General features: G+C 66.1%; 22 protein-coding genes. 9 read left to right on the plus strand and 13 right to left on the minus strand.

Annotated features, from left to right (window positions below; translation table 11 throughout):
• Positions 1–15: 15 nt before the first annotated feature.
• From QF777_00070 to ald, 5 genes are all read right to left on the minus strand, one after another.
• On the minus strand, positions 16–1,335 hold the full coding sequence (locus QF777_00070; GenBank protein MDP6909942.1) for an FAD-dependent oxidoreductase: 1,320 nt from the start codon (positions 1,333–1,335) through the stop codon (positions 16–18).
• A 101-nt stretch (positions 1,336–1,436) separates the two neighbouring features.
• Positions 1,437–2,324, minus strand: coding sequence for a hypothetical protein (locus tag QF777_00075; GenBank protein ID MDP6909943.1), 888 nt, complete (start codon positions 2,322–2,324; stop codon positions 1,437–1,439).
• Between the two features lie 10 nt (positions 2,325–2,334).
• Complete coding sequence (locus tag QF777_00080; protein ID MDP6909944.1) at positions 2,335–3,261, minus strand: NAD(P)-dependent oxidoreductase; 927 nt, start codon at positions 3,259–3,261, stop codon at positions 2,335–2,337.
• A gap of 56 nt (positions 3,262–3,317) precedes the next feature.
• Positions 3,318–4,556 carry an L-2-hydroxyglutarate oxidase gene (lhgO, locus tag QF777_00085; GenBank protein ID MDP6909945.1) on the minus strand — a complete coding sequence of 413 codons (1,239 nt, stop codon included), beginning with the start codon at positions 4,554–4,556 and terminating at the stop codon, positions 3,318–3,320.
• Positions 4,557–4,683: 127 nt separating this feature from the next.
• Positions 4,684–5,805, minus strand: a complete 1,122-nt coding sequence (ald, locus tag QF777_00090) for an alanine dehydrogenase (protein ID MDP6909946.1) — start codon at positions 5,803–5,805, stop codon at positions 4,684–4,686.
• 177 nt (positions 5,806–5,982) lie between these two features.
• Between ald and QF777_00095 the strand changes: the two genes are divergently transcribed.
• Positions 5,983–6,456 (plus strand): Lrp/AsnC family transcriptional regulator, encoded by a 474-nt coding sequence (locus tag QF777_00095; protein ID MDP6909947.1) that lies wholly within the window; start codon positions 5,983–5,985, stop codon positions 6,454–6,456.
• Here the strand turns inward: QF777_00095 and QF777_00100 are convergent.
• The gene (locus QF777_00100; GenBank protein MDP6909948.1) at positions 6,453–7,037 is read right to left on the minus strand and encodes a WHG domain-containing protein; all 585 of its coding nucleotides are present in this window, start codon (positions 7,035–7,037) and stop codon (positions 6,453–6,455) included. The two genes, QF777_00095 and QF777_00100, sit on opposite strands and share 4 nt — an antisense overlap.
• 56 nt (positions 7,038–7,093) lie before the next feature.
• Here QF777_00100 and QF777_00105 point away from each other — a divergent pair, with 56 nt between their 5' ends.
• Positions 7,094–8,284, plus strand: coding sequence for an amidohydrolase family protein (locus tag QF777_00105; protein MDP6909949.1), 1,191 nt, complete (start codon positions 7,094–7,096; stop codon positions 8,282–8,284).
• Between the two features lie 48 nt (positions 8,285–8,332).
• Here the strand turns inward: QF777_00105 and QF777_00110 are convergent, their stop codons facing one another.
• The 3 genes from QF777_00110 to QF777_00120 all read right to left on the minus strand — a co-directional run bounded on the left by QF777_00110 (position 8,333) and on the right by QF777_00120 (position 11,276).
• The gene (locus tag QF777_00110; GenBank protein ID MDP6909950.1) at positions 8,333–9,544 is read right to left on the minus strand and encodes an amidohydrolase family protein; all 1,212 of its coding nucleotides are present in this window, start codon (positions 9,542–9,544) and stop codon (positions 8,333–8,335) included.
• Positions 9,545–9,834: 290 nt separating this feature from the next.
• Positions 9,835–10,746 carry a TIGR03564 family F420-dependent LLM class oxidoreductase gene (locus QF777_00115; protein MDP6909951.1) on the minus strand — a complete coding sequence of 304 codons (912 nt, stop codon included), beginning with the start codon at positions 10,744–10,746 and terminating at the stop codon, positions 9,835–9,837.
• A 50-nt stretch (positions 10,747–10,796) separates the two neighbouring features.
• Positions 10,797–11,276 (minus strand): hypothetical protein, encoded by a 480-nt coding sequence (locus QF777_00120; GenBank protein ID MDP6909952.1) that lies wholly within the window; start codon positions 11,274–11,276, stop codon positions 10,797–10,799.
• A gap of 23 nt (positions 11,277–11,299) precedes the next feature.
• On the opposite strand from QF777_00120, the gene QF777_00125 reads away from it, so the two are divergent.
• The 5 genes from QF777_00125 (at position 11,300) to QF777_00145 (ending at position 16,828) form a co-directional block, all read left to right on the plus strand.
• Complete coding sequence (locus tag QF777_00125) at positions 11,300–12,490, plus strand: MFS transporter (GenBank protein MDP6909953.1); 1,191 nt, start codon at positions 11,300–11,302, stop codon at positions 12,488–12,490.
• 187 nt (positions 12,491–12,677) lie between these two features.
• Positions 12,678–13,835, plus strand: a complete 1,158-nt coding sequence (locus QF777_00130) for an acyl-CoA dehydrogenase family protein (GenBank protein ID MDP6909954.1) — start codon at positions 12,678–12,680, stop codon at positions 13,833–13,835.
• Positions 13,836–13,840: 5 nt separating this feature from the next.
• Positions 13,841–15,010 (plus strand): pyridoxal phosphate-dependent aminotransferase, encoded by a 1,170-nt coding sequence (locus QF777_00135; protein MDP6909955.1) that lies wholly within the window; start codon positions 13,841–13,843, stop codon positions 15,008–15,010.
• Positions 15,011–15,014: 4 nt separating this feature from the next.
• The gene (locus QF777_00140; protein ID MDP6909956.1) at positions 15,015–15,791 is read left to right on the plus strand and encodes a nitrilase-related carbon-nitrogen hydrolase; all 777 of its coding nucleotides are present in this window, start codon (positions 15,015–15,017) and stop codon (positions 15,789–15,791) included.
• On the plus strand, positions 15,791–16,828 hold the full coding sequence (locus QF777_00145; GenBank protein ID MDP6909957.1) for a polyprenyl synthetase family protein: 1,038 nt from the start codon (positions 15,791–15,793) through the stop codon (positions 16,826–16,828). The genes QF777_00140 and QF777_00145 overlap by 1 nt, the downstream gene beginning before the upstream one ends.
• Here the strand turns inward: QF777_00145 and QF777_00150 are convergent.
• The 3 genes from QF777_00150 to QF777_00160 are packed head-to-tail and all read right to left on the minus strand — an operon-like array spanning position 16,825 to position 21,220.
• Positions 16,825–19,503: a DUF3516 domain-containing protein gene (locus QF777_00150; protein ID MDP6909958.1), complete on the minus strand. Its 2,679-nt coding sequence runs from the start codon at positions 19,501–19,503 to the stop codon at positions 16,825–16,827. The genes QF777_00145 and QF777_00150 overlap by 4 nt on opposite strands.
• The gene (locus QF777_00155; protein MDP6909959.1) at positions 19,500–20,528 is read right to left on the minus strand and encodes an LLM class flavin-dependent oxidoreductase; all 1,029 of its coding nucleotides are present in this window, start codon (positions 20,526–20,528) and stop codon (positions 19,500–19,502) included. Before QF777_00155 ends, QF777_00150 begins: the two co-directional genes overlap by 4 nt.
• A complete protein-coding gene (locus QF777_00160; GenBank protein MDP6909960.1) occupies positions 20,525–21,220 on the minus strand; it encodes a DNA-3-methyladenine glycosylase I in 696 nt (231 codons plus the stop codon). The genes QF777_00155 and QF777_00160 overlap by 4 nt, the downstream gene beginning before the upstream one ends.
• A 55-nt stretch (positions 21,221–21,275) precedes the next feature.
• Here QF777_00160 and QF777_00165 point away from each other — a divergent pair, with 55 nt between their 5' ends.
• Positions 21,276–21,578, plus strand: coding sequence for a putative quinol monooxygenase (locus tag QF777_00165; protein ID MDP6909961.1), 303 nt, complete (start codon positions 21,276–21,278; stop codon positions 21,576–21,578).
• 24 nt (positions 21,579–21,602) lie between these two features.
• On the opposite strand, the gene QF777_00170 is transcribed toward QF777_00165, so the two are convergent.
• Positions 21,603–22,655: a TIGR03617 family F420-dependent LLM class oxidoreductase gene (locus tag QF777_00170; protein MDP6909962.1), complete on the minus strand. Its 1,053-nt coding sequence runs from the start codon at positions 22,653–22,655 to the stop codon at positions 21,603–21,605.
• A gap of 113 nt (positions 22,656–22,768) precedes the next feature.
• On the opposite strand from QF777_00170, the gene QF777_00175 reads away from it, so the two are divergent.
• Positions 22,769–24,325 (plus strand): long-chain-fatty-acid--CoA ligase, encoded by a 1,557-nt coding sequence (locus QF777_00175; GenBank protein ID MDP6909963.1) that lies wholly within the window; start codon positions 22,769–22,771, stop codon positions 24,323–24,325.
• The last annotated feature ends 32 nt before the right edge of the window (positions 24,326–24,357 follow it).

Here is a 24,357-nt window from a genome sequence, read left to right on the forward strand (position 1 = left end):
GCGTTTACCCCGAACTCAACCGTTCACCGAGAACGACGAGTTCGGGTTGATTTCCCGGTTTCGTCGGTAAAAGCCCATGTCCATCTCGAGTCCGGTGTACACACCGGCGACCACCAGCGGATCGGCATCGTGGTCGTGGCCACCCTCGACCGCCTCGATCAGCTCGGCCATGCAGTACGCGGCCACCGGGGCGTTCTTGAACTGGTTGCCGCTTGAGCCGATCGCCACATAGAAGCCGTCCAGATCGGTCCGGTCGTAGATGGGAATCCAATCGTCGGACACGTCGTACAGGTCGACGATGCCCTTCTTCTCTGACGGCACACCCAACTCGGGCATACGGCGGGCCAGGCGAAGCACCTGAGCGTTCCACTGCTCGTCAGACACCACGGTGTCGTAGTCGTCCGGATCGTCGATCCAGACCTGCGGGTCACACGCAGGGTCCTCAGAGCCGATCAGGATGTTGTTGCCCGACTCGGGTCGGACGTAGATGGCCAGATCTGAATCCGACGAGTGCAGGCCATCGACCTCGAAGTCGATGCCCTCGGGTGAGGGCACGTGGTGGACCTCGTGGCGCAGCGCCTTCGTCTTGATGTTCATCGAGTCATACACGCCAGCCATCTTGTTGATGACGAAGGAGTGTGGGCCGGCCACGTTGACCACCACCGGGGCGTCGACCTCGGTGCCGTTGGACAGCGTGATGCCAGCCACCCGACCGTCGAAGCGGCGAACGTCGACCACCTCGGTATTGAAGCGGAACTCGCCACCCTTGGCCTCCGCGGCCCGCTGCAGGTTGTGGCTGGCCAGCTGCGGGTCGGACACGTAGCCCGAATCCGGGGTGTACAGCGCCCCTACCAGCTTCCCCTCCGGCTCGGCCCAGAAGCGGTCGTCCTCGGGGCGGCACGGCTCACCGTGAGTGCCGTGCTCGTAGAACGGGTACCGCTCCCGGAGCTCCTCGTTGGTGAGGACCTCGTAGGGCACGCCGACCTGGTCGAACAGAGGTAGGACCTTCTCGTGGTGGCCGCCTTCCAGCATGAACAGCACGGTGCCGCACTGCATGTAAACGGCGTGGCCGCGCTCGTCCTCGCTCTCGAGATAGTTCGACCAGTCCTTCCAGTAGGAGAAACCCTCGTAGGCCATGGCTACCCCGTCGAAGGTGGAGTAGTGGGCACGCACGATGGCACAGGAGTTGCTGGTCGAGCCGTAGCCCGAGGCGGGCAACTTGTCGACGTTGAGGGTCTTCCAACCCTTCTTGGCCAACTCGAAGGCCAAGGCGGAACCGATCACCCCGGCGCCGACGATGATCGCGTCGTAGGACAGCTGTTCTGAGTCGCTCATTGCTTCTGCTCCGGAAATCAGGTGCGGCTGTGTCGCCCAGTGACGGCGTTGCCGCTCGATGGCCGGACGCTAGATGGATCTGGCGGCCAACGGAAGGGCTGTCAGTCCTTCAATTCGTCGCTTCTGCTCCGATTGCGTTCGGCCTCTTCATGGGCGGGGAGGGCCCGGCCGAACAGTTGTCTCGTCCGCTCGAGGCGGCCAATCACGTCCGGCTTCTCGGTGTATGCGAGCACTGCGGTGTGCCGAGCCGGTGAGTTGTCGGCCACCTTGGTCACGCGGTGGAGGGAGAATCGGCCGCGGAAGATCTGGAGGTCGCCCGGTCGGATTTGCAACGTTCGGACCGTCGTCAGGTCCTCGTTCTGGCAGGAACGGACACCGTCGAAGTTCTCGTCTCCGGCCGTCCGGATGTTGGGCGAGTACTGGAACAATCCGCCCTCGGAGGCCTCGTCCACGAGGATGGTTACCGCGAAGTCGTTGGTGTCGTAGTGCCAGGCGAACTGCTGGCCGGGGTCCAAGACATTGATGGTCAGGCCGGCCAGCGGATCTGCGTAGCAGTAGACCTCCGGGAGGTCCAGACAGTCGGCGATAAAGGCCAGCAGCGGTGGCCACTGGTAGACGGCGTCGATAGCGCTCGTGGCAGCGAAGGCATCACGGGGGATGAACCCACCCGACCGCTCGGCGAACGTGTTGATGGCGTGGTCCTTGGGTAGCGATGAGTCACCCTCGGAAAAATATGGGTTGATGTGGATCTTCGACTCGTGAAGGAACGGTCGGATCCCGAGGATCTCGGAGCTCATAACGGGCAACGCCTTGCCGTGGAGCAACTGGGGGATCACCGCACAGCCGTCATCGTCGAGTTTGGCCCGAGTCTCGGCGACCAGCGCGGCGTATCGGGGGGAGTCGGGACGGTCAACGGGATGCCGGTCGAGGTTGATCAGTTCAGCGACGGGAATCGGGCATGGGTGCTGCGGCTGGGCGGAGAGGGTCATGGGTGGCCTCCTACTGCTCCCACGGTGGCGTCCAGTCGCCGTCGAGGCGGAACGACAGGCTGGTCTCGTCCTCAATGCGGCGGGCCACGTGGAGTTCACCGACGTCCGGCCCGTAGCGGTCGGCGGCCCGGGCGAAGGTGGCGGCTGCCGCTTCGGTCATCGGGAGGTCGGTGCTCAGTGCGGCCGAAAGTTCACCGATGAGTCCGAGGTCCTTGTTGCAGAGGCCGAGAGTGAACGACGGGTCGTAGTGGCCGGCGAAGATCGACGGGGCGTCGTGGCGAGCCACGAATGAGTCACCAACACTGTCGGTGATGGCGTCCCACAGGACCGACAGTTCGACCCCGTTGTCCATACCGAGGGCGAACCCCTCGCCAATGGCCGCCGCGGCGATAAACCACAGCTGGTTGGTCACCAACTTCACCACGTTGCCGGTGCCCAGTGGGCCGCAGGCGATGACCCGCCCGAGATGCTCGAGGATGGGTGTGGCCCGGGCGACGATCGTGTCGTCGCCACCGATGAACAAAGTGAGCCGGCCATTTCGGGCTCCGTCGACTGCGCCGGTGAGTGGTGAGTCGGCCACCGTGACCCCGGCGGGCGCAGCATCGGCCAGGCGTTGGACCAGCTCACGGCGATTGGTGGTCAGGTCGACCCAGCACGAGCCGGGACGAAGCGCAGCTAGCGCGCCGGCTCCCTCCATGACGGCCTCGACGTGGTCGGGGCGGGGCAGCGAGGTGAGGAGCACGTCGCAGGTGGCGGCCACCTCGGCCGCGCTGGATGCGGGGGTGGCTCCGGCGGTGGCCACCTCGGTAAGTGCCTCGTCGACCAGGTCGTAGGCGACAATGTGGTATCCGGCCTCCAGCAGTCGATGGCACATAGGTCGACCCATGTTGCCCAGACCGATGAAGCCGACCGTTTCTGGTGTGGCGGTCTCGGACACGGGTTTCTCCTTAGGACAGGTCGGTGGTCGTCATGGCGTCCAGTCTCGTCCTCTACTCAACCGATAGAGGAAGCGGGACCAGCGAACGAAACGGCCACTTGGTCGGCGATTAGTGCGCCGATCTCCAGGGACGCGGTAGCTGCAGGTGAGGGGGCGTTCAGCACGTGTAGCGACCGGTCTCCGTCGACCAACGCAAAGTCGTCGAGGAGGGAGCCACGGCGGTCCACGGCTTGGGCACGCACCCCGGCTGGCGCCCGTCGGAGGTCAGCCCTGTCGAGGTCGGGTACGAGCCGTCGGGCGGCGGACACGAACCGTCGGCGACTGAGTGACCGGAGCAACTCTTCGAGTCCGGGCCGCCAGTAGCGGCCGATGAGGCGGGTCGTGCCCGGCCAGGCCACCGCGCCGAGCAGGTCGCGAATCGAGGCATCGGACCACCGGTAGCCCTCGCGGGCCATGGCAAGCACGGCATTGGGACCGGCGTGCACGTGGTCGTCGAGCCCCCGGGTGAGGTGTACCCCGAGGAACGGGAAGCGGGGGTCGGGAACGGGATAGACGAGGCCCCGAACCAGGTCGGCTGACGGTCCGGTTACGTCGAGGTACTCGCCACGGAACGGGAGGATCCGGGCGTCAGGGCGTTGCCCGGCGGCCCTGGCCACCCGGTCGGCGTGTAGTCCGGCGCAGCCCACGAGGAACCGGGCATTGAGCGGTAGCCCGTCGGTTTCGATCCTCCAGCCGGTGGCCGTGGAGGTGGCGCGTCCGGCCCGAACCCCGGTACGGATCTCGCCACCAGCGGCGCTGACCCGTCGGGCCAGGGCAGTAGCCACACCGGTGAAGTCGGCCCGCCCCGTAGCCGCCACATGAAAGGCCGCGATCGCTGCTACGTGGGGCTCGTGCTCGTGTGCCTGTTCAGCGGTCAGGTCAGTGATGGTCACACCGTTGGCCCGGGCCCGCTCCGCCAACGCGGTCAGGCGGGGCACCTCGTCGTTGGAGGTGGCCACCACCAGTTTCCCGCACCGGTCGTGGGCCACGTTGTGCTCGGCGCAGAACTCGACCATCCGTGCCCCGCCCCGTGTGGCCAACTCGGCCTTGAGTGATCCCGGGGCGTAGTAGAGGCCCGCGTGGATGACGCCGCTGTTGCGACCGGTCTGGTGGGTGGCGACCACGTCCTCCTTCTCGAGGACGACGATCGACGTGCCGGGCAGACGGGCCTGAAGGGCGTCGGCGGTGGCCAGTCCGAGGATCCCGCCGCCGATTACCACCACATCCACCGTGACGCCGGCGCGGGTTCTCCTCATGGGTCGGACGCTAGCCCCGGTCGAAAATGGAAGACCCCGGCGCCAGATCACCACATTCGTGGGGCGTTCGATGCCGGGTTGTCTCGACGGTCGGTCGCTCCAGGGGGGCGACCGCAGTGTGGAGGTCCTACCGGGCAGCGAGGGCGATCAGCGGCTCGATGTACTCGAGGTCGAACGTCTCTGCAACGGCTCGATCGGTCACCTTGCCAGCGCACACGTTGAGGCCGTTCATGAGGTGCGGGTCGGCCTTGAGTGCGGCGTCGGTTCCCTTGTCGGCCAGCGCCAGGGTGAACGGCAGGGTGGCGTTGGAGAGTGCCTGGGTCGAGGTGCGTGACACCGCACCCGGCATGTTGGCCACGCAGTAGTGGACGACCCCGTCGACCACGTACGTCGGGTCGGTGTGGGTGGTGGCCTTGGTGGTCTCAAAGCAGCCGCCCTGATCGACGGCCACGTCGACGATGACCGAGCCGGGCCGCATGCGCCCGAGCATGTCGCGGGTGACCAGATGGGGGGCTCGGGCACCCTTGACCAGCACGGCACCGATGACGAGGTCGGCGTCGAACACCGAGGCGTCCAGTTCGGCCTTGGTGGAGTACACGGTCTTGACCCGGCCAGCGAAACGCTTGGCTAGCCCATCGAGAACGACGGGGTTGCGGTCCAGCACGGTGACCTCGGCGCCCAGGCCGACGGCCATCTCGGCGGCGTTCTCGCCGACCACACCACCGCCGATGACCACGACCTTGCTGGGGCGCACGCCGGGCACACCGCCCAGCAGTAGCCCGGCACCGCCCTGGGTGGCCTCGAGCGCGTGGGCGCCGGCCTGGATGGACATGCGACCGGCAATGGCCGACATGGGGGCCAACAGGGGCAGGCGGCCGGCATCGTCGGTCACCGTCTCATAGGCGATGCAGGTGGCTCCACTGGCTAGCAGGTCGTCGGTCTGGGGGCGATCGGCTGCCAGGTGGAGATAGGTGAAGAGGGTGTGGTGAGGCTGCAGGCGGGCCCGCTCGGCGGCGAGGGGCTCTTTGACTTTGACGATCATCTCCGAATCGGCGAAGACGTCGTCGGGGGTCCCGGTGATGACCGCGCCGGCCTCCTTGTAGGCGCCGTCGTTGAAGCCGGCGCCGTCGCCGGCACCGGTCTCGATGGAGACCTTGTGGCCTCGGTTCACCAGTTCACCGGCGGTGGCCGGGGTGAGCCCAACCCGCCGCTCGGCCGTCTTGATCTCTCTGGGGACTCCGATCTCCATGGTGCGCTCCTGTGATTGGTTCTGGTGGTCGTTCCGGTGGCTGCCGGGCGTTCGGTGGACAGCAATCCGCTTTCCGATGGGGTAACGGTAGGGATCGGGCCACGCTGTTTGATTGTGGAGTTCGGCGTAAAAAGGGCATGAGACACAATTTGATTGCGTTGAAATAGGATTAGAGGCATGTCAGATGCACTGTCGGTCATGGATGCCGTGGATCGTGCCATTCTAGGTCTACTCCAGAAGGATGGCCGGATAGCCAACGTGGACCTGTCTGAGGCCGTTCACCTCTCTCCGTCAGCCTGCCTGCGGCGGGTCCGGCGTCTGGAGGAAGTCGGCCTGATCGACCGGTACGTGGCTCTCGTTGATCCGTCGGCTGTGGGCCTGGGAACCGACGTGTTCGTGGAGATCACGCTCACGGGTCAGGACGAAACCACCCTCGAAGCGTTCGAACAAGCGGTTACCCGCCGGCCGGAGATCCTGAGCTGCCACCTGATGGCCGGCGACTTCGACTATCTGGTCCACGTGGTGGTTCACGACGTGGCCGACTACGAGGTGCTCCACCGAACCCACCTCGCCCAGTTGCCGGGGGTGGCCCGGATGGTGTCGAGTTTCGCTCTCCGTCCGATCTGCGCCCGGACCGCGTATCCGCTCTAGGCCGGGCCCGGGGGCTGGGTGCCAGCCTGGCTGATGCCATCGATGAGTAGGTCGATGAGAAAGGCAAAGTCTGCGTCGTGGTCGCCGCGTCCCATGTTGTCGGCGTTCTCGAGACGGGAGAATCCGTCCAAGGCCGACCGGAGCGAGCGCCCGGCCTGAATGGCTGACGTTTCGTCGATGCCGAAGCCCCGGATCACGGCCTGAACGGCGCCGAGGGCCAGGCGGGCACCGGCCCGACGTTCGTCGTCATCGGCGGCGATGGGGAGCAGCGTCATCTCGTAGCGCCCGGGGAACCCGGTGGCCCACCTTCGGTAGGCGTCAGCAAACGACCGGACGGCGTCGGGGCCACTGCGACCGAGCACCGAATCGCGTAATACCTCTCCGAACTCGACGGTCGTCGTATGGGCGAGATCGCGTTTGAGGCCGGCCAGCCCGTCGACGTGGGCGTACAACGACGGAGGGCGCACATCGAGTCGTTCGGCTACGGCGGCAAGGCTCACCGCGTCGATGCCGGCGTGGTCGAGGACGGCCAGACCGGCAGTGACCACGTCATCGCGTCCAAGCCCCCGCTTGCGTGCCATGCACTAACGATAGCCGGGGTTGCATGATCATAGGCAAATGTCTACGATGCATAGTCATGAGCACCAACTACACCCTGATCTCGTCGGACTGCCACGCCGGCGGCAACATGAAGGCCTACGAGGAGTACCTCTCCCCGTCGTACCGTGAGGCGTTTGCCGAGTGGCGGGGTGCCTATCGGAACCCGTTCCGCGACCTGCAGGACGACGGACGGTCGCGCAACTGGGATGACGATCGGCGCAATGGCGATCTCGATGCCGAGGGTGTGGCCGCCGAGATCGTTTTCCCCAACACCGTGCCGCCGTTCTTCCCGACCGGAGCGCTCATCACCTACCCGGCCACCGACCGGGACGAGTACGAGCGGCGCCTGGAGGGCATCCGGACTCACAATCGCTGGTTGGCCGACTTCTGCGCCGCCCACCCGGAGCGTCGCTGCGGGCTGCCCCAGGTGTTTCTTAACGACCTCGACGACACCATTGCCGACCTCGAGCTGGCGGCTGCCAACGGCCACTCCAGCTTCATGCTCCCAGCGGTGCCGCCGGATTCGGGTATGCCCGGGCTCTACCACCCGGTGTACGACCGTGTGTGGGCGGCGTGTCGCGACCTCGACCTGACCATCACCCAGCACGGTGGATCGGGCAACCCCAGCTACGGCGATGCCCCGGCAGCCAGCCTCATGTTCCTGTTGGAGGTGCCGTTCTTCGCCCACCGAAACCTGTCGCACCTGATCATGTCGGGCGTCTTCGACCGGTTCCCCGAACTCCGCTATGTGATGACCGAACAGGGTGTGGGTTGGGTGATCGAGGACCTACGAAGGATGGACGGCTACCACGCCCAGATGGCGTCAGGCCGGGTCGGCGAGTTGGGCTTCCCGGCCGAACTGGTACTACCCGACAAGCCGAGCGACTATTTCGCACGCAACGTCTGGATCGGGGCCAGCTTCCCCAGTCCGTCAGAGGCCTCGGCGATGAAGAAGGTCGGCGTCGACCGGATGATGTGGGGAAGCGATTACCCACACAACGAGAGCACCTTCCCCTACAACCGGCTGCACCTGCGTCGGTCGTTCAGCGACTGGGACGAGGCCGACCTGCGGAAGGTCTTTGCCGAGAACGCATCGAAGGTCTACCGGATCGACATGGATGCCCTGGCCCCGTTGGCCGATCGCATCGGCCCGTCGGTCGAGGAGGTGGCCACGGCGCTTGACGAGGTGCCCCGCGACGCCTTCAGCCCCGCCTTCACCCGTTCCTGATTCCGATCCCCTGTCCGGGCTACCGGTGCCCCGCCGGAGATTGAGCAATCAGGCGGTGATGCCGAAGCGTTGGAGGCCAAATGCCTCGATCGCGTTGCCCCGCATCAGTTTGTAGATCTCGCCGTCATCGAGCCCCGCTCTGGCACAGATTTTCGTCGCCACGTCCAGGGTATGGGGGTAGGTCGTGTCGGCGTGGGGGAAGTCGACCTCGAAGCAGATCTGGTCCATGCCGATGACGTCCCGGTTCTTGAGGCCCGTCTCGTCGTCGAAGATGCAGCCCCAGATGTGTCCCGGGATGTACGTACTGGGCGGCTCGGGAAGGTCGATGCCGAAGCTCGCGTCGCCCCGTTCCTCCCAGATCTTGTCCATGCGCTCGATGACGTAGGGCATCCAGCCCACCTGGCCCTCGGCGTAGGCGATCTTCAACTTGGGGAACCGGACGAAGGTGCCCGAAAGGATGTAGTCGCACATCGAACCCATGGCGTTAGCGAATGTGATGGTCGAGGACACTGCGAACGGGGCGTCCGGCGAGGTCGTCGGCATCTTGGAGCTCGACCCGATGTGCATGTTGACAATGGTGTCGGTCTCCTCACAGGCGAGGAGGAAGGGGTCCCAGAAGCGGTCCTTGTCATGGATAGACGGGAGACCAAGCGGGTGCGGGTTCTCCGAGAAGGCCACGGCGAACGAGCCCTTCTCGGCGCAGCGGTACACCTCGGCGGCTGCGGCGATGGGGTCCCAGAGGGGGATGAGGGTGAGCGGGATGAGTCGGCCGTTGCCGTCGCCGGCGCACCACTCGTCGATCATCCAGTCGTTGTACGCCTGGACGCAGAGCAGGGCGAGTTCCTTGTCCTCGCGCTCCAGGAAGGCCTGGCCGCAGAACCGAGGTAGCACATTGGGGAAACAGATCGATACGTCGACATGGTTCTCGTCCATGGCGATCAGGCGGTCGGCCTGCTTCCAGCCCGCGGGGTGGATCTCGTCGAAGGTGACGGGGACGATGTCGAGTTCGTCAAATCCGGCGGCTGCTGAGAGCTTGGGGAACGGGTAGACGAGGTCGTCGTACATCCACCAGTCGCACATCTGACCGCCCTCAACGCCCTTTTCGTAGGAGAAGACGCCGCCCTCGAAGTTGAACACGGCGGTGTCGCGCTCGACCCGGGGGCCGCGATCGCTGTACTTCGCCGGCAGACGTGATGTCCAGAGGTCGGGGGGTTCGACCACGTGGTCGTCGACCGAGATGATGCGGGGGATGGTCGTCATGGAGACTCCTGAGACGTTTCTGACGGTCCGTCAGATTTGACTACACCATAGCGTCGCCCCCTCCCCACCGTCGGGCTGTGGCAAACGAGACGAGAACAGGGTGACCGACAAGCACCATGCTGGTCAGTGTGTCGGCTGGAACCAGCCGGGTGTCACCGCTCGGCTGATGGGGATCCTTGACGAGGCCTGGGCTGAGATGTGAGACATCGAGCAGTTGGTGTTCTGGGGTCGCCTCGACGACCGACCGGTTCCCGGAGGCCAGTTGCCGGCGATGGGTTGCGGGAGGCTGCTTACACGAGGCTGGTGAGCAGGGCCCGGGTGCGGGCGGACTCGTCGGGGTTGGTCCCGAACTCAAGGGCTGAAAAGTCGGTGACCCCGGCGTCGGCCAACGCTGATAGGCGGGCTGCTACTTGCTCCTCGTTGCCGATGACCGCCACGTCACCCGGCCCGGCCGCGCCTTCACGGTCGAGCATGGCCCGGTACGACGGCAGGAGGCCGTAGATCTCGAACACGGCGTTCGCAGCGGCCCGTGCCGCATCGACGTCACTGGTCACGCAGGTAGGCAAGCTGCAGATGATGCGAGGTGCCGATCGGCCGGCGGTATCGGCGGCCTCGTTCAGGCGCGGGGCAATGTGGTTGGCCACCGTCCGTTCGCCGACCATCCAGAGAATCGAACCGTCGGTACGGCGCCCGGTAACTCGGAGGGCCTGTTCACCGAGAGCGGCCACCATCACCGATGGTGGCCGGTCGGCGGGGCGACCGGTCGCGATGTGGGCGGTGAACGCCTCACCGTCGTAGTCGACCGATCCGCTCTCCAGTAGTGGCTGGAGTACCTCCAGGTAGTCGATGAGGTGGCGGATCGGCTTCTCGAACGAGAGGCCAAGCATGTCCTCGATCACCGGGCGGTGCGAGAGGCCGATGCCCAGCACCAGCGGACGATCGCCAAGGGCCGCCGCCGTGGTCAAAGCCTGACCGGCGAGCGCTGTCGGATGCCGGGGAAAGGTCGGGATGACGGCGGTGCCGAACTCCATGCCGGGGGCGACGTCGGCCAGTGCGGTGAACGCCGTGAGGGCGTCGATCAGCCCCGTCTGGGCCAGCCACCACCCGGAGAAGCCATCCTCAGCGGCCTGGACAGCGTGAGCGCGGAGTCGACCGAGGTCGGTGTGCTGTAGTTCGGCTGAAGCATTGATGGCGATACGCATGTGGGTTCTCTCTCCTGGGCTAAGGCCCGGTTGTTTCAGACTGGCTTGGATCAGACGGCTTCAGCGCGAGCCTTCACGTCGTCGGCGAAGCGGGTTAGGAACGATTCCGCATGGGCCAGGAAGGTGTCCGACGCGCCGTCTGCTAGGGGATCCACCACGATCGACCAAGCCATGAGGCAGCGGTCGCCCTGATCGGTGAATGCCGTGGTTCCCTGATAGAGGGCCACCGGGGCGCCAGAGAGTTCGTACACCCGGCGCCACGGTGGCTCAAAGGAGATGACCTCTTCGGAGAGGTCCAGATCGCCGAGCGTGAACTCGAAGCGGGCACCCAGACCGTGGGGTTCGGGGCTGCCGTCCTCTACCGGGCCTCCGGTCGCCTCACTGATCAGGGCGCAGGCCGCGTCGAAGGCAACCGCCCGGGGAGCGGCGATTCCCCGCTCGGCCACGAACGTCGTGTACTGCTTCTTCGGGTGGGGGTCCCCGCCGATCTCACCGTCGACCAGGTCACGGTCCGAATCTTGGTTGTGCACCGACTGGACCGTACTGTGCGCCGATGGCGGGACCAGCAACGACCGGACCAGAGGCGGGTGACCGGCTGGCCACCCCACGATTCCTCGTGTTGTGCCTGGCGTCGTTCGGCTACTTCACCGCACTGGGCAGTACTTGGCCGGTCGTTCCGGCCTTCGTGGAACACGACCTCGGGGGAGGCGGCGTGGCCGTCGGCCTGTCGGTGGGGGCATTCGGCTTTTCCGCAGCGTTGCTGCGGCCCCTCATTGGGCCGCTGGGCGATCGACGAGGCCGCCGATTCCTCCTACTTTTGGGTTCAGTCGGGGTCTCGACCTCGTTGTTGCTACTGGTGCCCGCCACCTCGGTGACCATGGTGGTGGCCGCCCGACTGGTGCTGGGCATGGGCGAGGCTGCCTTCTTCATCGGCATCTCGTCGGCCATTCAGGACCTCTCGCCGCCCGATCGCCGGGGCGAAGCCACTAGCTACTTCACCGTCACCCTCTACACCGGCCTGGCCCTTGGTCCGGCCCTCGGCGAGTGGCTAATGGACAACGGTGGGCCGGACCGGGCGTTCGTGGTGGCCGCCGTGTTGGGAGTGGTGCCGGTCCTGCTAGCCCGAGCTGCACCGGGCCGACCGCTTGACCCGCCCGACGTGCCGCTGTTCCGGTGGCGGCTCCACCCGGCGGCCATCCGTCCCGGGGTGATGCTGTTCGTCGGCCTGCTGGCCTACTCGGGCTTCCTGGCTTTTATGGCCCTGCACGCCGCTGACGTGGGCGTCGCTTCGTCAGGCACGGTGTTCGCGGCATTCGCGGGGCTCGTGGTGGCAGTCCGACTGTTCGGAGCGAAGATCCCCGACCGGTTGGGATCGTTGGCCACCACCCGGCTGTCCATGGGATTTACGGCGGCCGGGATGTTGGTCCTTGGCCTGTGGACCCAACCAGCGGGCGTCTACGCCGGAGCGATGGTCATGGCCCTCGGACAGTGCTTCCTGTTTCCAGCCCTCTTCGTACTGGTGGTGGACCGTGCACCTGACGTCGAACGCAGCCATGCCATCGGGTCGTTCAGCATCGCGTTCGACCTGGCTATCGCAGTGGGTGGCTTCCTGGTGGGGGCCGTGGTGGCGCTCACCGACCGACCCGGTGGCTTCCTGTTCTGCGCGGCAGTGGCAGCCGGGGCGTTGGCCCTCACCGGTCCGGTGCTGGGTAGCGTCGGTGCGATAGCTCGCTCCGAAGCCTGAGACGGGTTCACCGACCAGTTCCTCAGTACTGGTCGCCGGGCACTGGTGTCGACGACGCACTGACAGGTTGGCTTCCCGCCGGGGTGGCCCCGCCCCTATCGGGCTGGGAAGATCACGCCCGTAGACCCACACGCTCCTCACCGGGGAGCATCCGTAGAGACAGACATCGAACAGAAAGAGTCATCCGATGGCGACCGATCAGGCGCTGGCTGACGAGATCGTCGGCACCATCCGATCGTGGGTGGACCGCGACGTCATCCCGAACGTGGCCGAGTTCGAACATGCCGACGAGTTTCCGCAGGCCATGTTCGACCAGATGTGCGAGTTCGGCCTGTTCGGCTCGACCATCCCCGAGGAGTACGGCGGCCTAGGCCTCGACATCACCACCTACGCCCGGATCATCGAGGAACTGTCGCGGGGCTTCATGTCGCTGGCCGGAATCCTCAACACCCACAAGATCGGCGTCACGATGATCGGCCGGTTCGGAACCGACGAACAGAAGCAGCGGCTCCTGCCGCGGATGTGCGACGGCTCGTTCCGGGCCGCCTTCTCGTTGTCGGAGCCTGACGCGGGCAGTGACACCGGGGCCCTTCGCTGCAAGGCCGAGCGGGACGGCGACGAGTGGGTGGTGAACGGCACGAAGATGTGGGTCACCAACGGTGTTCGGGCCTCGCTGGTCATGTTGATGGTCCGCACGCCGGACGACCGCATCACCTGCCTGTTAGTTGAAAAGGAGCCCGGCGAGACCTTCGAGGGCATCTCGGTATCCAAGAAGATCGACAAACTGGGCTACAAGGGCCTCGAGACGGTCGAAATGTCCTACGTAGACCACAAGGTTCCGCACGCCAACGTGCTGGGCGGCGACGAAGGCATCGGCCACGGCCGCCAGTACGCACTCTCGGCGCTCGAGTTGGGTCGCATCAACATTGCCTCGCGTGCCGTCGGCGTAGCCCAAGCGGCGTTTGAGGCGGCGATGCGGTATGCCCAGCAGCGTGAAACGTTCGGCAGGCCCATCTACGAGCATCAGGCCATCCAGTTCAAGTTGGCTGAGATGGCAACCAAGCTTCAGGCGGCCCGGCTCATGACGTATGACGCGGCCCGGCGGGCCGACGAGGGCGAGCGAGTCGACATGGAGGCCGGCATGGCCAAGCTGTTCGCCTCCGAGGCGGCGTTTGAGATCGCCACCGATGCCCTGCGGATTCACGGCGGCAACGGCTACACCGCCGAGTTCCCCGTGGAGCGCTACTTCCGTGACACCCCGCTGATGATCATCGGCGAGGGCACGAGCGAGATCCAGAAGATGGTGATAGCCCGTAAGTTGCTCGAGCGTTATCCCGCCGAGTGACCGTCGTGCCCGATCGTCCGAACGCCCATCTGGTGTCGCGGATGCAGGGTCACCGGCTGTCTATCTTTGCCGAAATGTCGACGCTGGCCGTCGAGACGGGGGCCATCAACCTCGGGCAGGGATTCCCCGACACCGACGGTCCGGCCGAGGTCACCGCGGCGGCCATCCAGGCCATCCGGGACGGCTTCAACCAGTATCCGCCCGACCGGGGCATCCCCGAGTTGCGCCGGGCCGTGGCCGACCATCAGGCCCGATTTTACGGCCAGCAGGTCGACCCCGGCGACGTCATGGTTTCCACCGGCGCATCCGAGGCCATCGGGGCGGCGATCATGGCCCTTGTCGAACCGGGTGAGGAGGTGGTGGTCTTCGAGCCCTACTTCGACCTGTACGCGGCGGTCATCGAGCTGGCCGGGGGCGTCCGGCGAGCCGTCACCCTGCGGACGCCCGACTATTCGTTCGACCCGGACGAGCTCGAGGCGGTCATCAACCCGTCCACGCGACTGATCCTGATCAACACGCCACACAACCCGACGGGCAAGGTGTTCTCCGAAGCCGAACTGGCCGAGATCGCCCGCCTGGCCATCACCCATGACCTGTTGGTGGTGACCGACGAGGTCTACGAGCACATGACCTACGACGCGACCCGCCACATCCCGTTGGCGACCCTTCCTGGCATGGCCGAGCGAACGGTGACCATCTCGTCGGGGGGCAAGTCGTTCGGGTTGACCGGCTGGAAGGTGGGGTGGGCCCATGGCCCCACGGAGCTGGTCAACGCGGTGCACACCGTCAAACAACACCTGTCGTTCACCAGCGGGGCCCCATTCCAGCGGGCCATGGTGACCGCCCTGACCCTGGGTGACAGCTACTTCACCGTGCTGGCCGACGACCTGTGTGCCAAGCGTGACCTGGTGGCCGACGGGCTGCGTTCGGTAGGCCTCGACGTGTTGCCAGCGCAGGGGACCTACTACGTGACGGCCGACGTGGCACCGCTGGGCTACGACGACGGCATGGAGTTCTGTCGTGACCTGCCCGGGCGGTGTGGCGTGGTGGCCATCCCCAACCGGGTCTTCTACGACGATGAGTCGGCTGGGCGTTCGATCGTCCGGTTCGCCTACTGCAAGCAGTTCGAGGTGCTCCACGAAGCCGTCGATCGCCTGTCCCGTCTGACAGCCTGATCACATGAAGATCGCCGCCCTGCAGCACAACATCGCCTGGGAGGACGCGCCAGCCACCTGTACCCGGGTGGCTCCGATGATCGCCGAGGCGGCTGCCGACGGGGCCGACATGGTCCTGCTGACCGAGATGTTCGGACCGGGCTTCTCGCTGGCCGCCGACCGGATCGCCGAACCGCCGGGTGGACCGACCGAGCAGTTCATGGCCGGACAGGCCGCGGTCCACGACATCTGGGTGGGTGGATCGATTCCGACACGTGACGATCCGGACGGCGAGCCCGGGGCGCTGCCGGTGAACCGGTTCCTGCTGGTCGGCCCGGACGGCACCCAGCACCACTACGACAAGCTTCATCCGTTCACGTTCGCCGACGAGCACGAGGCCTACCGGGCCGGTGACACTCCGGTCACCGTCACCATCGACGGCCTCCGGCTGACCCTGTTCGTCTGCTACGACCTGCGGTTCGCCAACGCCTTCTGGGATCGGGCGCTGGACACCGACGCCTACCTGGTAGTGGCCAACTGGCCCGAGTCGCGGCGCGACCACTGGAGTGCCTTGCTGGTGGCCCGGGCCATCGAGAACCAGGCGTACGTAGTGGGCGTCAACCGGGTGGGGGAGGCCAACGGGCTGACCTACTCGGGTGACACGGTGATCGTGGACCCGTCCGGCGAGGTGGTGGCCGAGGGCGTCGACTACACCGAGGGTGTAGTCATGGCTGACGTGAATCCGGCCCGGGTGGCTGAGGTACGCGACGCTTTTCGCTTTTTGCCCGACCGGCGGGACTGATGGCGGCGGTTCCGGCGGTCCTCGTACGGGCCCGAGAGTTGGTGGAACCGGCGCTAGTGGCTGCCGTGGATCGCCTGTGCGACGAGCTTCGCCTACCCGCCCGTTACCACTTCGGATGGGTGGAGGCCAATGGGTCGCCGTCGACGGCCGGACCAGGTAAGGGCCTGCGTCCTGCCCTGGCAGTGCTATCGGCCGAGGCGGTAGGCGCCGATGGTGCGGTGGCGGTGCCCGGAGCGGCCGCTGTGGAACTGGTGCACAACTTCTCTCTGGTGCACGACGACATCGTCGACGGCGACGTGGAGCGACGGCACCGTCCGACGGTGTGGGCAGTCTTCGGGGTGGACGACGCGGTGATCTCGGGCGACGCCCTTCACAACCTGGCCTTCCAAGTACTGCTCGACACGCCTGCTGGTCAGTCCGGCGGAGAGCCCTCAGCCGAGCGAGTGAGGGCCACCATCCGGCTGTTGACGGCTACCACGGCGATGATCGCCGGTCAGTCCGCCGACATGGCCTTCGATGACCTCCCCGAGGTTGACCTAGCGGCCTGCCTGGCCATGGAAGCCGACAAGACCGGCGCCCTACTCGGGTACTCGGCATCGGTCGGTGCCGTGCTTGCTGGGGCGCCCACCGACCAGGTCGACGCGTTGGAGGTCTACGGGCAGGAACTTGGCCTAGCCTTCCAGGCCGTCGACGACGTGCTGGGCATCTGGGGAGACCCGTCGGTGACCGGTAAGGCGGCCGGCAACGACCTCCGGGAACGTAAGAAGTCGATGCCGGTGGCCTGCGTGCTGTCCGGCGGAGGAACAGCGGCCGCCGAACTCCGGGCCGTCTACAACGTGGCTGGCGATCTCTCCGATGATGACGTAGATCGGGCCTCTGCTGTCATCGAGGCAGCCGGTGGCCGAGAGGACACGATTGCTGAAGCCCGCCGCCGCCTGGACGCTGCACTGGCCGCCATTGACGGGGTAGGTCTGGAGGTCGGAGCAGTTGACGAGTTGACCGGCCTGGCCCGTTTTGTGGCCGAGCGGGAGTTCTAGAGCCGACGGATGGCACCGAGGCGGACCACGGCCCGGCCTTCTTCGCGGCTGGCCTCCAGGTCGACCTGACCCTCGAGCACCCACTCGTCGTGCCCCTTGGGATCGGCAATGGTCTGGACGACCGGCCAGCGGGCGGCCCCTACTCCACCAGAGTCATCGAGCACAAAGAACGTGCCTCCCCGGGCGTGGCTGTCGGTGGGAAGCACGGAATGCTCCTCCCAGTAGGGGGCAATGGCCTCGGCGACGTCAGCGCCGGTCCGGCGGGCGTCGTCGACCGCGGGAACCTCGGCCAGGGATTCGTGGTCATCGAGACGACGGCGCGACAGCAACTGCACCCAGCGGAACACCTCGTTGCGGACCATGATCTTGAAGGCCCGGGCATTGCGGGTCACGTCGGGTCGTTCTGGGCCAGTGTCGGCTGCTTTGCCCTCGGGCGATGGGTCTTCGGGGTTGCGGAGCTTCTCCCACTCGTCAATGAGGCTGGAGTCGACCTGACGAACCATCTCGCCCAGCCACGCCTCGATGTCTCGGATCGCCTCGGTTCGGCAATCTTCGGGCACCGTCTGGACCAGTGCCTTGTAGGCCTCGCCGAGGTAGCGAAGCACCGTGCCCTCAGAACGCTTCAGGCCATGGTGTTCGATGTACTGGCGGAAGTCGAAGCCAGTCTCGTAGAGCTCACGGGCCACCGCTTTGGGCTTCACGTTCTCCGTGCCCACCCATGGGTGGTGGCTTCGGAAGACGTCGAAGGTTCCGTACAGGAACTCCTTGAGGGGGCGGGGTTGCTCGACTTCGGCGAGCCGTTCCATCCGCTCTTCGTACTCGACGCCTTCCATCTTGAGACGGGCCACCAGCTCGCCCTTCATCTGATGGATCTGGGCGGCGATGATCACGCCCGGATCCTCCAGCACTGATTCGATCACCGACAGCACGTCCAGCGCGTGTTCGCGAGCTGAGGCATCCGGATCAGCATGGCGGGCGGCCTCGCTGGCGGCCTGCCTGACGGCCTGCTTCTGATCCTCAGCGTTCTCGCTCGGTTCAGGGTCGGATGCGGGTTCGGGCTCCGGGCGGTCGGCCAGTTCGGGAATGACCTCCAGAGCGAACAGCGAGAGCGGTTGGTGGAGAGCGAAGTGATTCTGGAGATCCATACCGACAGAGACGAGACGCCCCTGGCCGTCCGGCTGGTCGAGTTCCACGATCACCCCGGCATCACGCAACGACCGGTAGATGCCGATGGCCCGTCGGATGTGATGTCGCTGGCGGTCCCGGGGCTCGTGGTTGTCCAGCAGCAGGCGCTTCATGTCCTGTCGGCCGTCGCCTGGCCTTGACAACATGTTGAGAACCATTTGGTGGGTCACGTCGAAGCTCGAGATCAACGGCTCAGGGGTGCCGTCAACAAGCTTCTGGTATGACACCTCGTTCCAGTGGGCGTAGCCACGATCGGGTGGCTTCTTCTTCACCAACTTCTTCTTCTTGCCGGGGTCGGCCACCACCTTGGCCTCGGCCCGGCGGTTCTCGATCCAGTGGACCGGCGCCTGCACCCAGACATGGCCCTCGTCGTCGAAGCCCCGTCGCCCGGCCCGGCCGCTGATCTGGGCAAACTCCCGGTTACCGAGCAGGCGGGTCGAGACGCCGTCGTACTTGCAGAGCTGTGTGAACAGCACGGTGCGGATCGGCACATTGACGCCCACCCCAAGGGTGTCGGTGCCGCAGATGAGCTTCAGTAGTCCGGCCTGGGCCAGCTTCTCGACTAGTAGGCGGTAACGGGGGAGCATCCCGGCATGGTGCAGGCCGATGCCATGACCGATAAACCGCTTCAGGTCCTTGCCGATCGGCGTGTCGAACCGGAACCCGCCCACCTCGGAGCGCACAGCGGCCTTTTCGTCTTTGGTGAGCACATCGAGGCTGCAAAGATCCTGGGCCTTCTCGGAGGCGGCCTTCTGGGTGAAGTGGACGATGTAGACGGGCGCACGGTCGACGTCGACCAGTTCGGTGATCGATTCGTGGAGCGGGGTCTCGCGGTATTCGAAGGTGAGCGGTACCGGTCGGACCGTGCCGGCCACCGTCACTGCTGAGCGGCCGGTGCGTCGGGTCAGGTCCTCGGTGAAGCGGGCCGTCGGGCCGAGGGTGGCCGACATGAGTAGGAACTGGGCGTTGGGCAACTCCAATAGAGGAACCTGCCATGCCCATCCCCGTTGGGGGTCGCCGTAGAAGTGAAACTCGTCGGCCACCACCAGGCCAAACGGGCACTCGGCCCCTTCCCGGAGGGTCTGGTGGGCGAGGATTTCGGCGGTGGCGCAGATGATCGGGGCACCCGGGTTGACCGAGGCGTCGCCGGTGACCATTCCGACGTGTTCAGGGCCGAAGTCGCGGGCTAGAGCGAAGAATTTCTCGCTGACTAGAGCCTTGATGGGTGCGGTGTAGATGCTTCGCTCCCCCCGAGCCATCGCTGCTGCATGGGCAGCGGTAGCCACCAGAGACTTCCCCGAGCCGGTGGGGGTAGCCAAGACCACATGCGTGCCCGACAGCAGTTCGAGGATGGCCTCTTCCTGGGCCTCGTAAAGCTCCAGGTTCCGCTCGGCGGCCCAGTCCACGAACAGGTCGAGGAGTAGGTCGGGGTCGGTCCCCACCGGGATGCGGTCGGCCAACGTGATGGCCTGGGCAGCGGCGTCGGTCATTGTCCGGGCGTCGCCGGAGGGATTAAGCCGAACTGCTGGGCTAACAGTTCGTAGGACCGGACGCGAGCCTCGTGGTCATGGCAGATGGTGACCACCATGACTTCTTCGGCGCCGATGGCCTGGTTCATCTCGGTGAGCCGGGTCGATACCCGATCCGGTGTGCCGGTGGCGATCGACCGGCGGCCCGGCTGGACTGTCAGCGGTGCCGGTGTGACCGGCGGTGTCGCTTCGTCGGAATCCGAGGTGGCACGGGCGGCGGGCACCGGTCCCCGGAGGCCGGAGGCCCGCCACGTCCGGACGGCAGCCACGATGATCTCAGCTTCCTCGTCGGTGTCGGCGCACACCGCGCTGGCACACAACAGAACCCGTGGTTCGGCACAGCGGGCCGACGGGCGGAATTGGCGGCGGTATGCGTCGATGATCGGGGCGCCGTCCACCTGGGCGATGAAATCGGCCCAGCCCAGCGGCAGGCCGAAGTGGGCGGCAAAGGCCGCTGAGTCAGCGCTCGACGCCAGCAACCAGATCTCCGGCGGCTCGTCGGGTCGGGGTGTGGCCCGTACTCCCTGGATCGGGCTATGGGCGGGCAGCGTGTCGTCGACCAGGTCGACCAGTTCCTGGACCTGGTTCGGGTAGTTCTCCAGCGGCGTGCGTGCACCACCGCGGGCCAGGGCAGCGGCGGTGAGATGGTCTGAGCCCGGCGCCCGACCGACGCCGAGGTCGATGCGACCCGGGTGAAGCGAAGCCAGCACGCAGAATGACTCAGCGACCTTCAACGGGGCGTAGTGGGTGAGCATCACGCCGCCAGAGCCGACCCGAATCCGGTCGGTTGCTCCGGCGATCGAGCCGATGAGCGCCTCGGGGCTGGAGCCGGCCAGCCCGGCCATGCCGTGGTGCTCGGCCACCCAGTACCGGTGGTAACCCATGGCCTCGGTGCGACGGGCCAGGTCGAGCGTGTTTCGCAGGGCATCGCCGGCGGTCGAGCCCTCGGGCACCGGCGACTGGTCCAGCACTGAGAGGCGAATCACGGTGTTGTTGCCGGGTCGACGTGCGGTACCGGTCGGACGAGGGCCGCCCGCTCAGCGGCCACCACGGCGTGCAGGTCACAGCCGGGGAGGTGATCGTTGACCATGCCCATGGCCTGCATGAGGGCGTAGATCGTGGTCGGGCCCACGAACGACCAGCCACGGTGCTTGAGGTCGTGGCTGAGTGCGGTGGACTCCGCGGTGGTGGCCGGAATGTCGTCTTGGGTGGCCCGGACCGGACTGTCGGGTTCGAAGCTCCACATGTAGGCGGCCAGCGAACCGAACTGGTCGATGATCTCCAGAGCGCGGGCAGCGTTGTTGATGGTCGACTCGATCTTTCCCCGGTGGCGGACGATGCCCGCGTCGCCCAGGCATCGCGCCACGTCGGCATCGGTGAAGTGGGCCACGACCGCCGGGTTGAAGCCGGCGAAGGCGGCCCGGAAGTTATCCCGCTTACGGAGGATGGTCAGCCACGACAGACCGGCCTGGAATCCCTCCAGGGAAGCCTTCTCGAACAGGCGGACGTCGTCGACCACTGGTCGGCCCCACTCGTCATCGTGGTAGGTGCGGTAGTCGGCGTGGTCGCCGGGCCAGGGGCAGCGGGTCACGCCATCGGCGCCGGTGACCGCTCCGTAAGTGGCTGAGCGGTCAGTAACCGGGACCTCAGCCACAGGATCTCCGCTTCCGTCAAGCATTGGGGCCGAGAGTACGCTTCGCCCCGTTCCAAGAGACCCTCGGAGGCCCTAGTCCATGATCATCATCGCCGGTTCCATATCGATTGATCCTGAGCGGGTCGACGCCATGTTGGAGGCCGTCGTTCCTTTGATGCAGGCCACCCACGCCGAGGAGGGCTGCATCGACTACGTGCTGAGTGCCGACCCGGCAGAGGCCGGCAAGATCAGGATCTTCGAGAAGTGGGCGTCCGACGAGGCGCTGGGGGCGCATATGACGGCCCCCCACATGGGTGACTTCCAGAAGGCGCTCAAGACCGTTGGCGTGACCGGCATGTCGGTCCAGCGCTTTGACAACGCCGAGGAATCCAAGCTCTTCTAGGCGGCTCTTGCGAGCCGTGGCCGGTCAGTCGGCGTCGGCGAGGTGGCGAGCCACGTCGGACCAGCGGTCCAACAGGTCGGGATCGCTGCGCCAGTGGTCGAGCGCCGTGTAGGTCATGACTCTGGTGTGAGGGGCCATGCCCCGGTAGCGGTCGGCCAGCACCCCACCGAGGTCAGACCACGTCGCTGACACGGTGTAGTGGTCCAGCACGTCGTCGTCCACCAAGCTGATCATGGTGGCCATGTCGCCCGATCGCTGGCAGGCGTTCAACTCGCCCTGCAGGCCGTCGAACCCGTGATGTTCCAGCACCGGCGCGTAGTTGGGTGTCGATCCGTAGAAGGCGATGGTGGCTCGATTGGCGTCGCGGGCTGCGGCGATCTCCTCGTCAGTGTCGCCGACGGCGATGATCACCGGGCATACCACCATCACGTCTTTCATTGACCGCCCGGCCGACGCCGCGCCAGCAGCCACCTCTGGGAGCTGCACGTCGGCGAGCCAGCCCGGGGAGTGCATGGGGTGGATATGGATTCCGTCGCATTCCGCGCCGGCCATCCGGCTCATCCACGGCAGCACGGCCGAGATGTAGACGGGCGGATCGGCGACATCGATGGGGCCCGGTGACCACATTCGGGGTAGGAGGTTGAACGAGTAGTGCTCGCCTTCGAAGGTCAACTTCTCCTCACCCCGGAAGGCCCGGAAGATGGCTTTCATGGCCCGGACATATTCGCGAAGACGGGGCCCTGGTGGCGCGTAGGGACTGGAGTAGCGGCGCTCCACGTGGGCCTTCACCTGGGTGCCCAGGCCGACTACGTAGCGGCCGCCGGTGGCCTCGGCCAGTTCCCAGGCCATCTGGGCCGTGACCATCGGGCTACGGGGGAAGGCCACGGCAATGGCCGTACCTAGGCCGAGCCGTTCGGTGGCCAACGCGGACGCGGCGCACGACAGCGAGGCGGTCCGCGCTCCCTCGGTGAACCACATGGCTCCAAAGCCCGCCGACTCGGCCCGCCGGGCCAGATCGCCGACCTGTCGTAGCGGCAGGGGCGAAGCCATCATGTCGAGTGTCAGGTTGGTGGCCATGGACGGACGGTAGTTGCGGTCCAGCGGCCTGCCCGCAATCGGCCAATCTCGCCGCCGCCAACCCTTCTGCACGCCTTTCTGGGGGCGAGCGAGCCGGTGTAGGTTCACCGACCATGGACTCTTCACTGGTTAAGAATTTCGCCGACATCATTGATCTTGGAGCCGCGGCCCGTGGCGATCAGGACATGTTCGTCCTTGGAGACGACCGGATCTCGTGGAACGAGATGCAGGCCCGGGCCGGCAAGGTGGCCAACGCCTTGGCCGCCGAGGGCGTGGGCAGCCAGGACCGCGTGGCGTTCATCGACAAGAACTCTGTCGAGTACTTCGAGGTCCTGTACGGCTGCGCCTATCGAAACGCGGTGACCGTCGCCGTCAACTGGCGTCTCGCCCCGCCGGAGATGGCGTACATCGTCAATGATTCACAGGCCACGGTGCTGGTCATCCACGAGGAGTTCGCCGACCATCTGGCCGCCTTCCGTGGCGATCTAGCCCATGTCACGACCGTCGTGGTGATCGGCGATGGTGGTGATGACGCGTCGTACGCCGCCTGGAGCGACGCCTACGGCCCCGAGTGTGAGAAGACCCCGTCGAGTGACGACGATGTCTGCTCCCAGCTTTACAGCTCCGGCACCACAGGTCATCCCAAGGGTGTGCAGAGCACCAACGCCAACTTCCAGGCTCTATTCGCCACCGTGGACTGGGACATGGACGAGGAATCCCGAAACATGGCAGTGCTGCCGTTCTTCCACATTGGTGGGGGCGGCTGGGCGCTGTTCGGGATGGTCAACGGGGCCACCACTTTCACCGTGCGTGACTTTGACCCGGCGGGGGTACTTCGGGGGATCGAGACCGAGGGCATTACCCATGCCATCTTCGTGCCCGCCATGCTGCAGTTCTTCCTGATGGTGCCCACCGACTCGATCGACCTCTCGTCGATGGAGCGCATTGCCTACGGTGCCTCGCCGATCACCGAAGACGTCCTGGTCAAGTCGATGGCGCAGTTCGGCTGCGAGTTCTTCCAGGTGTACGCCATGACCGAGACGACCGGCGCCGGAACCACCCTGCCGCCCGAGGACCATGGGGGCGACGCCGATCCCAAGCTCCTGCGGTCGGCTGGCAAACCCATCCGCGGCATGGAGATGAAGATCGTCGACCCGGAGACAGGCGAGGAGGTGCCCGACGGCGAGGTGGGCGAGGTCTGGATGCGCCACGGCGGGAACATGTTGGGCTACTGGAACCTTCCCGAGGAGACGGCCAAGGCTCTGCCCGGGGACGGCTGGCTGCGGTCTGGTGACGCCGCCTACCTAGAGGACGGCTACCTCTACATCCACGATCGGGTGAAGGACATGATCGTCTCCGGTGGCGAGAACGTGTACCCGGCCGAGATAGAGAACGCCCTCATGTCCCATGACGGGATTGCCGATGTGGCGGTCATTGGTGTACCCGACGAACGGTGGGGCGAGGCCGGCAAGGCCCTAGTCATAGCGGTGCCCGATTCAGGGGTGACCGCTGATGACATCCTCCTCCACGCCCGCCAGCACCTGGCCGGCTTCAAGTGCCCTAAGACGGTCGAGTTCGTCGAGGAGATCCCCCGCAACCCGTCCGGCAAGATCCTCAAGCGCATCCTCCGTGAACCCTATTGGGAGGGTCACGACCGCCGGGTCGGCTGAGCCGATGAGCTGACGTGAGCCTCTCCGCTCCC

Source organism: Acidimicrobiales bacterium (assembly GCA_030747595.1).
Classification (GTDB): Bacteria; Actinomycetota; Acidimicrobiia; order Acidimicrobiales; family MedAcidi-G1; genus UBA9410.

Bases quoted from the DNA above. Each gene is read 5' to 3' on its own strand.
- ald (MDP6909946.1), bottom strand. From the start codon at position 5,805: ATGGAGATCGGAGTCCCCAGAGAGATCAAGACGGCCGAGCGGCGGGTT.
- lhgO (MDP6909945.1), bottom strand. From the start codon at position 4,556: ATGAGGAGAACCCGCGCCGGCGTCACGGTGGATGTGGTGGTAATCGGC.
- QF777_00100 (MDP6909948.1), bottom strand. From the start codon at position 7,037: ATGGCACGCAAGCGGGGGCTTGGACGCGATGACGTGGTCACTGCCGGT.
- QF777_00140 (MDP6909956.1), top strand. From the start codon at position 15,015: ATGAAGATCGCCGCCCTGCAGCACAACATCGCCTGGGAGGACGCGCCA.
- QF777_00170 (MDP6909962.1), bottom strand. From the start codon at position 22,655: ATGGCCACCAACCTGACACTCGACATGATGGCTTCGCCCCTGCCGCTA.
- QF777_00110 (MDP6909950.1), bottom strand. From the start codon at position 9,544: ATGACGACCATCCCCCGCATCATCTCGGTCGACGACCACGTGGTCGAA.
- QF777_00165 (MDP6909961.1), top strand. From the start codon at position 21,276: ATGATCATCATCGCCGGTTCCATATCGATTGATCCTGAGCGGGTCGAC.
- QF777_00105 (MDP6909949.1), top strand. From the start codon at position 7,094: ATGAGCACCAACTACACCCTGATCTCGTCGGACTGCCACGCCGGCGGC.
- QF777_00150 (MDP6909958.1), bottom strand. From the start codon at position 19,503: ATGACCGACGCCGCTGCCCAGGCCATCACGTTGGCCGACCGCATCCCG.
- QF777_00070 (MDP6909942.1), bottom strand. From the start codon at position 1,335: ATGAGCGACTCAGAACAGCTGTCCTACGACGCGATCATCGTCGGCGCC.
- QF777_00160 (MDP6909960.1), bottom strand. From the start codon at position 21,220: ATGCTTGACGGAAGCGGAGATCCTGTGGCTGAGGTCCCGGTTACTGAC.
- QF777_00095 (MDP6909947.1), top strand. From the start codon at position 5,983: ATGTCAGATGCACTGTCGGTCATGGATGCCGTGGATCGTGCCATTCTA.
- QF777_00075 (MDP6909943.1), bottom strand. From the start codon at position 2,324: ATGACCCTCTCCGCCCAGCCGCAGCACCCATGCCCGATTCCCGTCGCT.
- QF777_00145 (MDP6909957.1), top strand. From the start codon at position 15,791: ATGGCGGCGGTTCCGGCGGTCCTCGTACGGGCCCGAGAGTTGGTGGAA.
- QF777_00130 (MDP6909954.1), top strand. From the start codon at position 12,678: ATGGCGACCGATCAGGCGCTGGCTGACGAGATCGTCGGCACCATCCGA.
- QF777_00125 (MDP6909953.1), top strand. From the start codon at position 11,300: ATGGCGGGACCAGCAACGACCGGACCAGAGGCGGGTGACCGGCTGGCC.
- QF777_00175 (MDP6909963.1), top strand. From the start codon at position 22,769: ATGGACTCTTCACTGGTTAAGAATTTCGCCGACATCATTGATCTTGGA.
- QF777_00115 (MDP6909951.1), bottom strand. From the start codon at position 10,746: ATGCGTATCGCCATCAATGCTTCAGCCGAACTACAGCACACCGACCTC.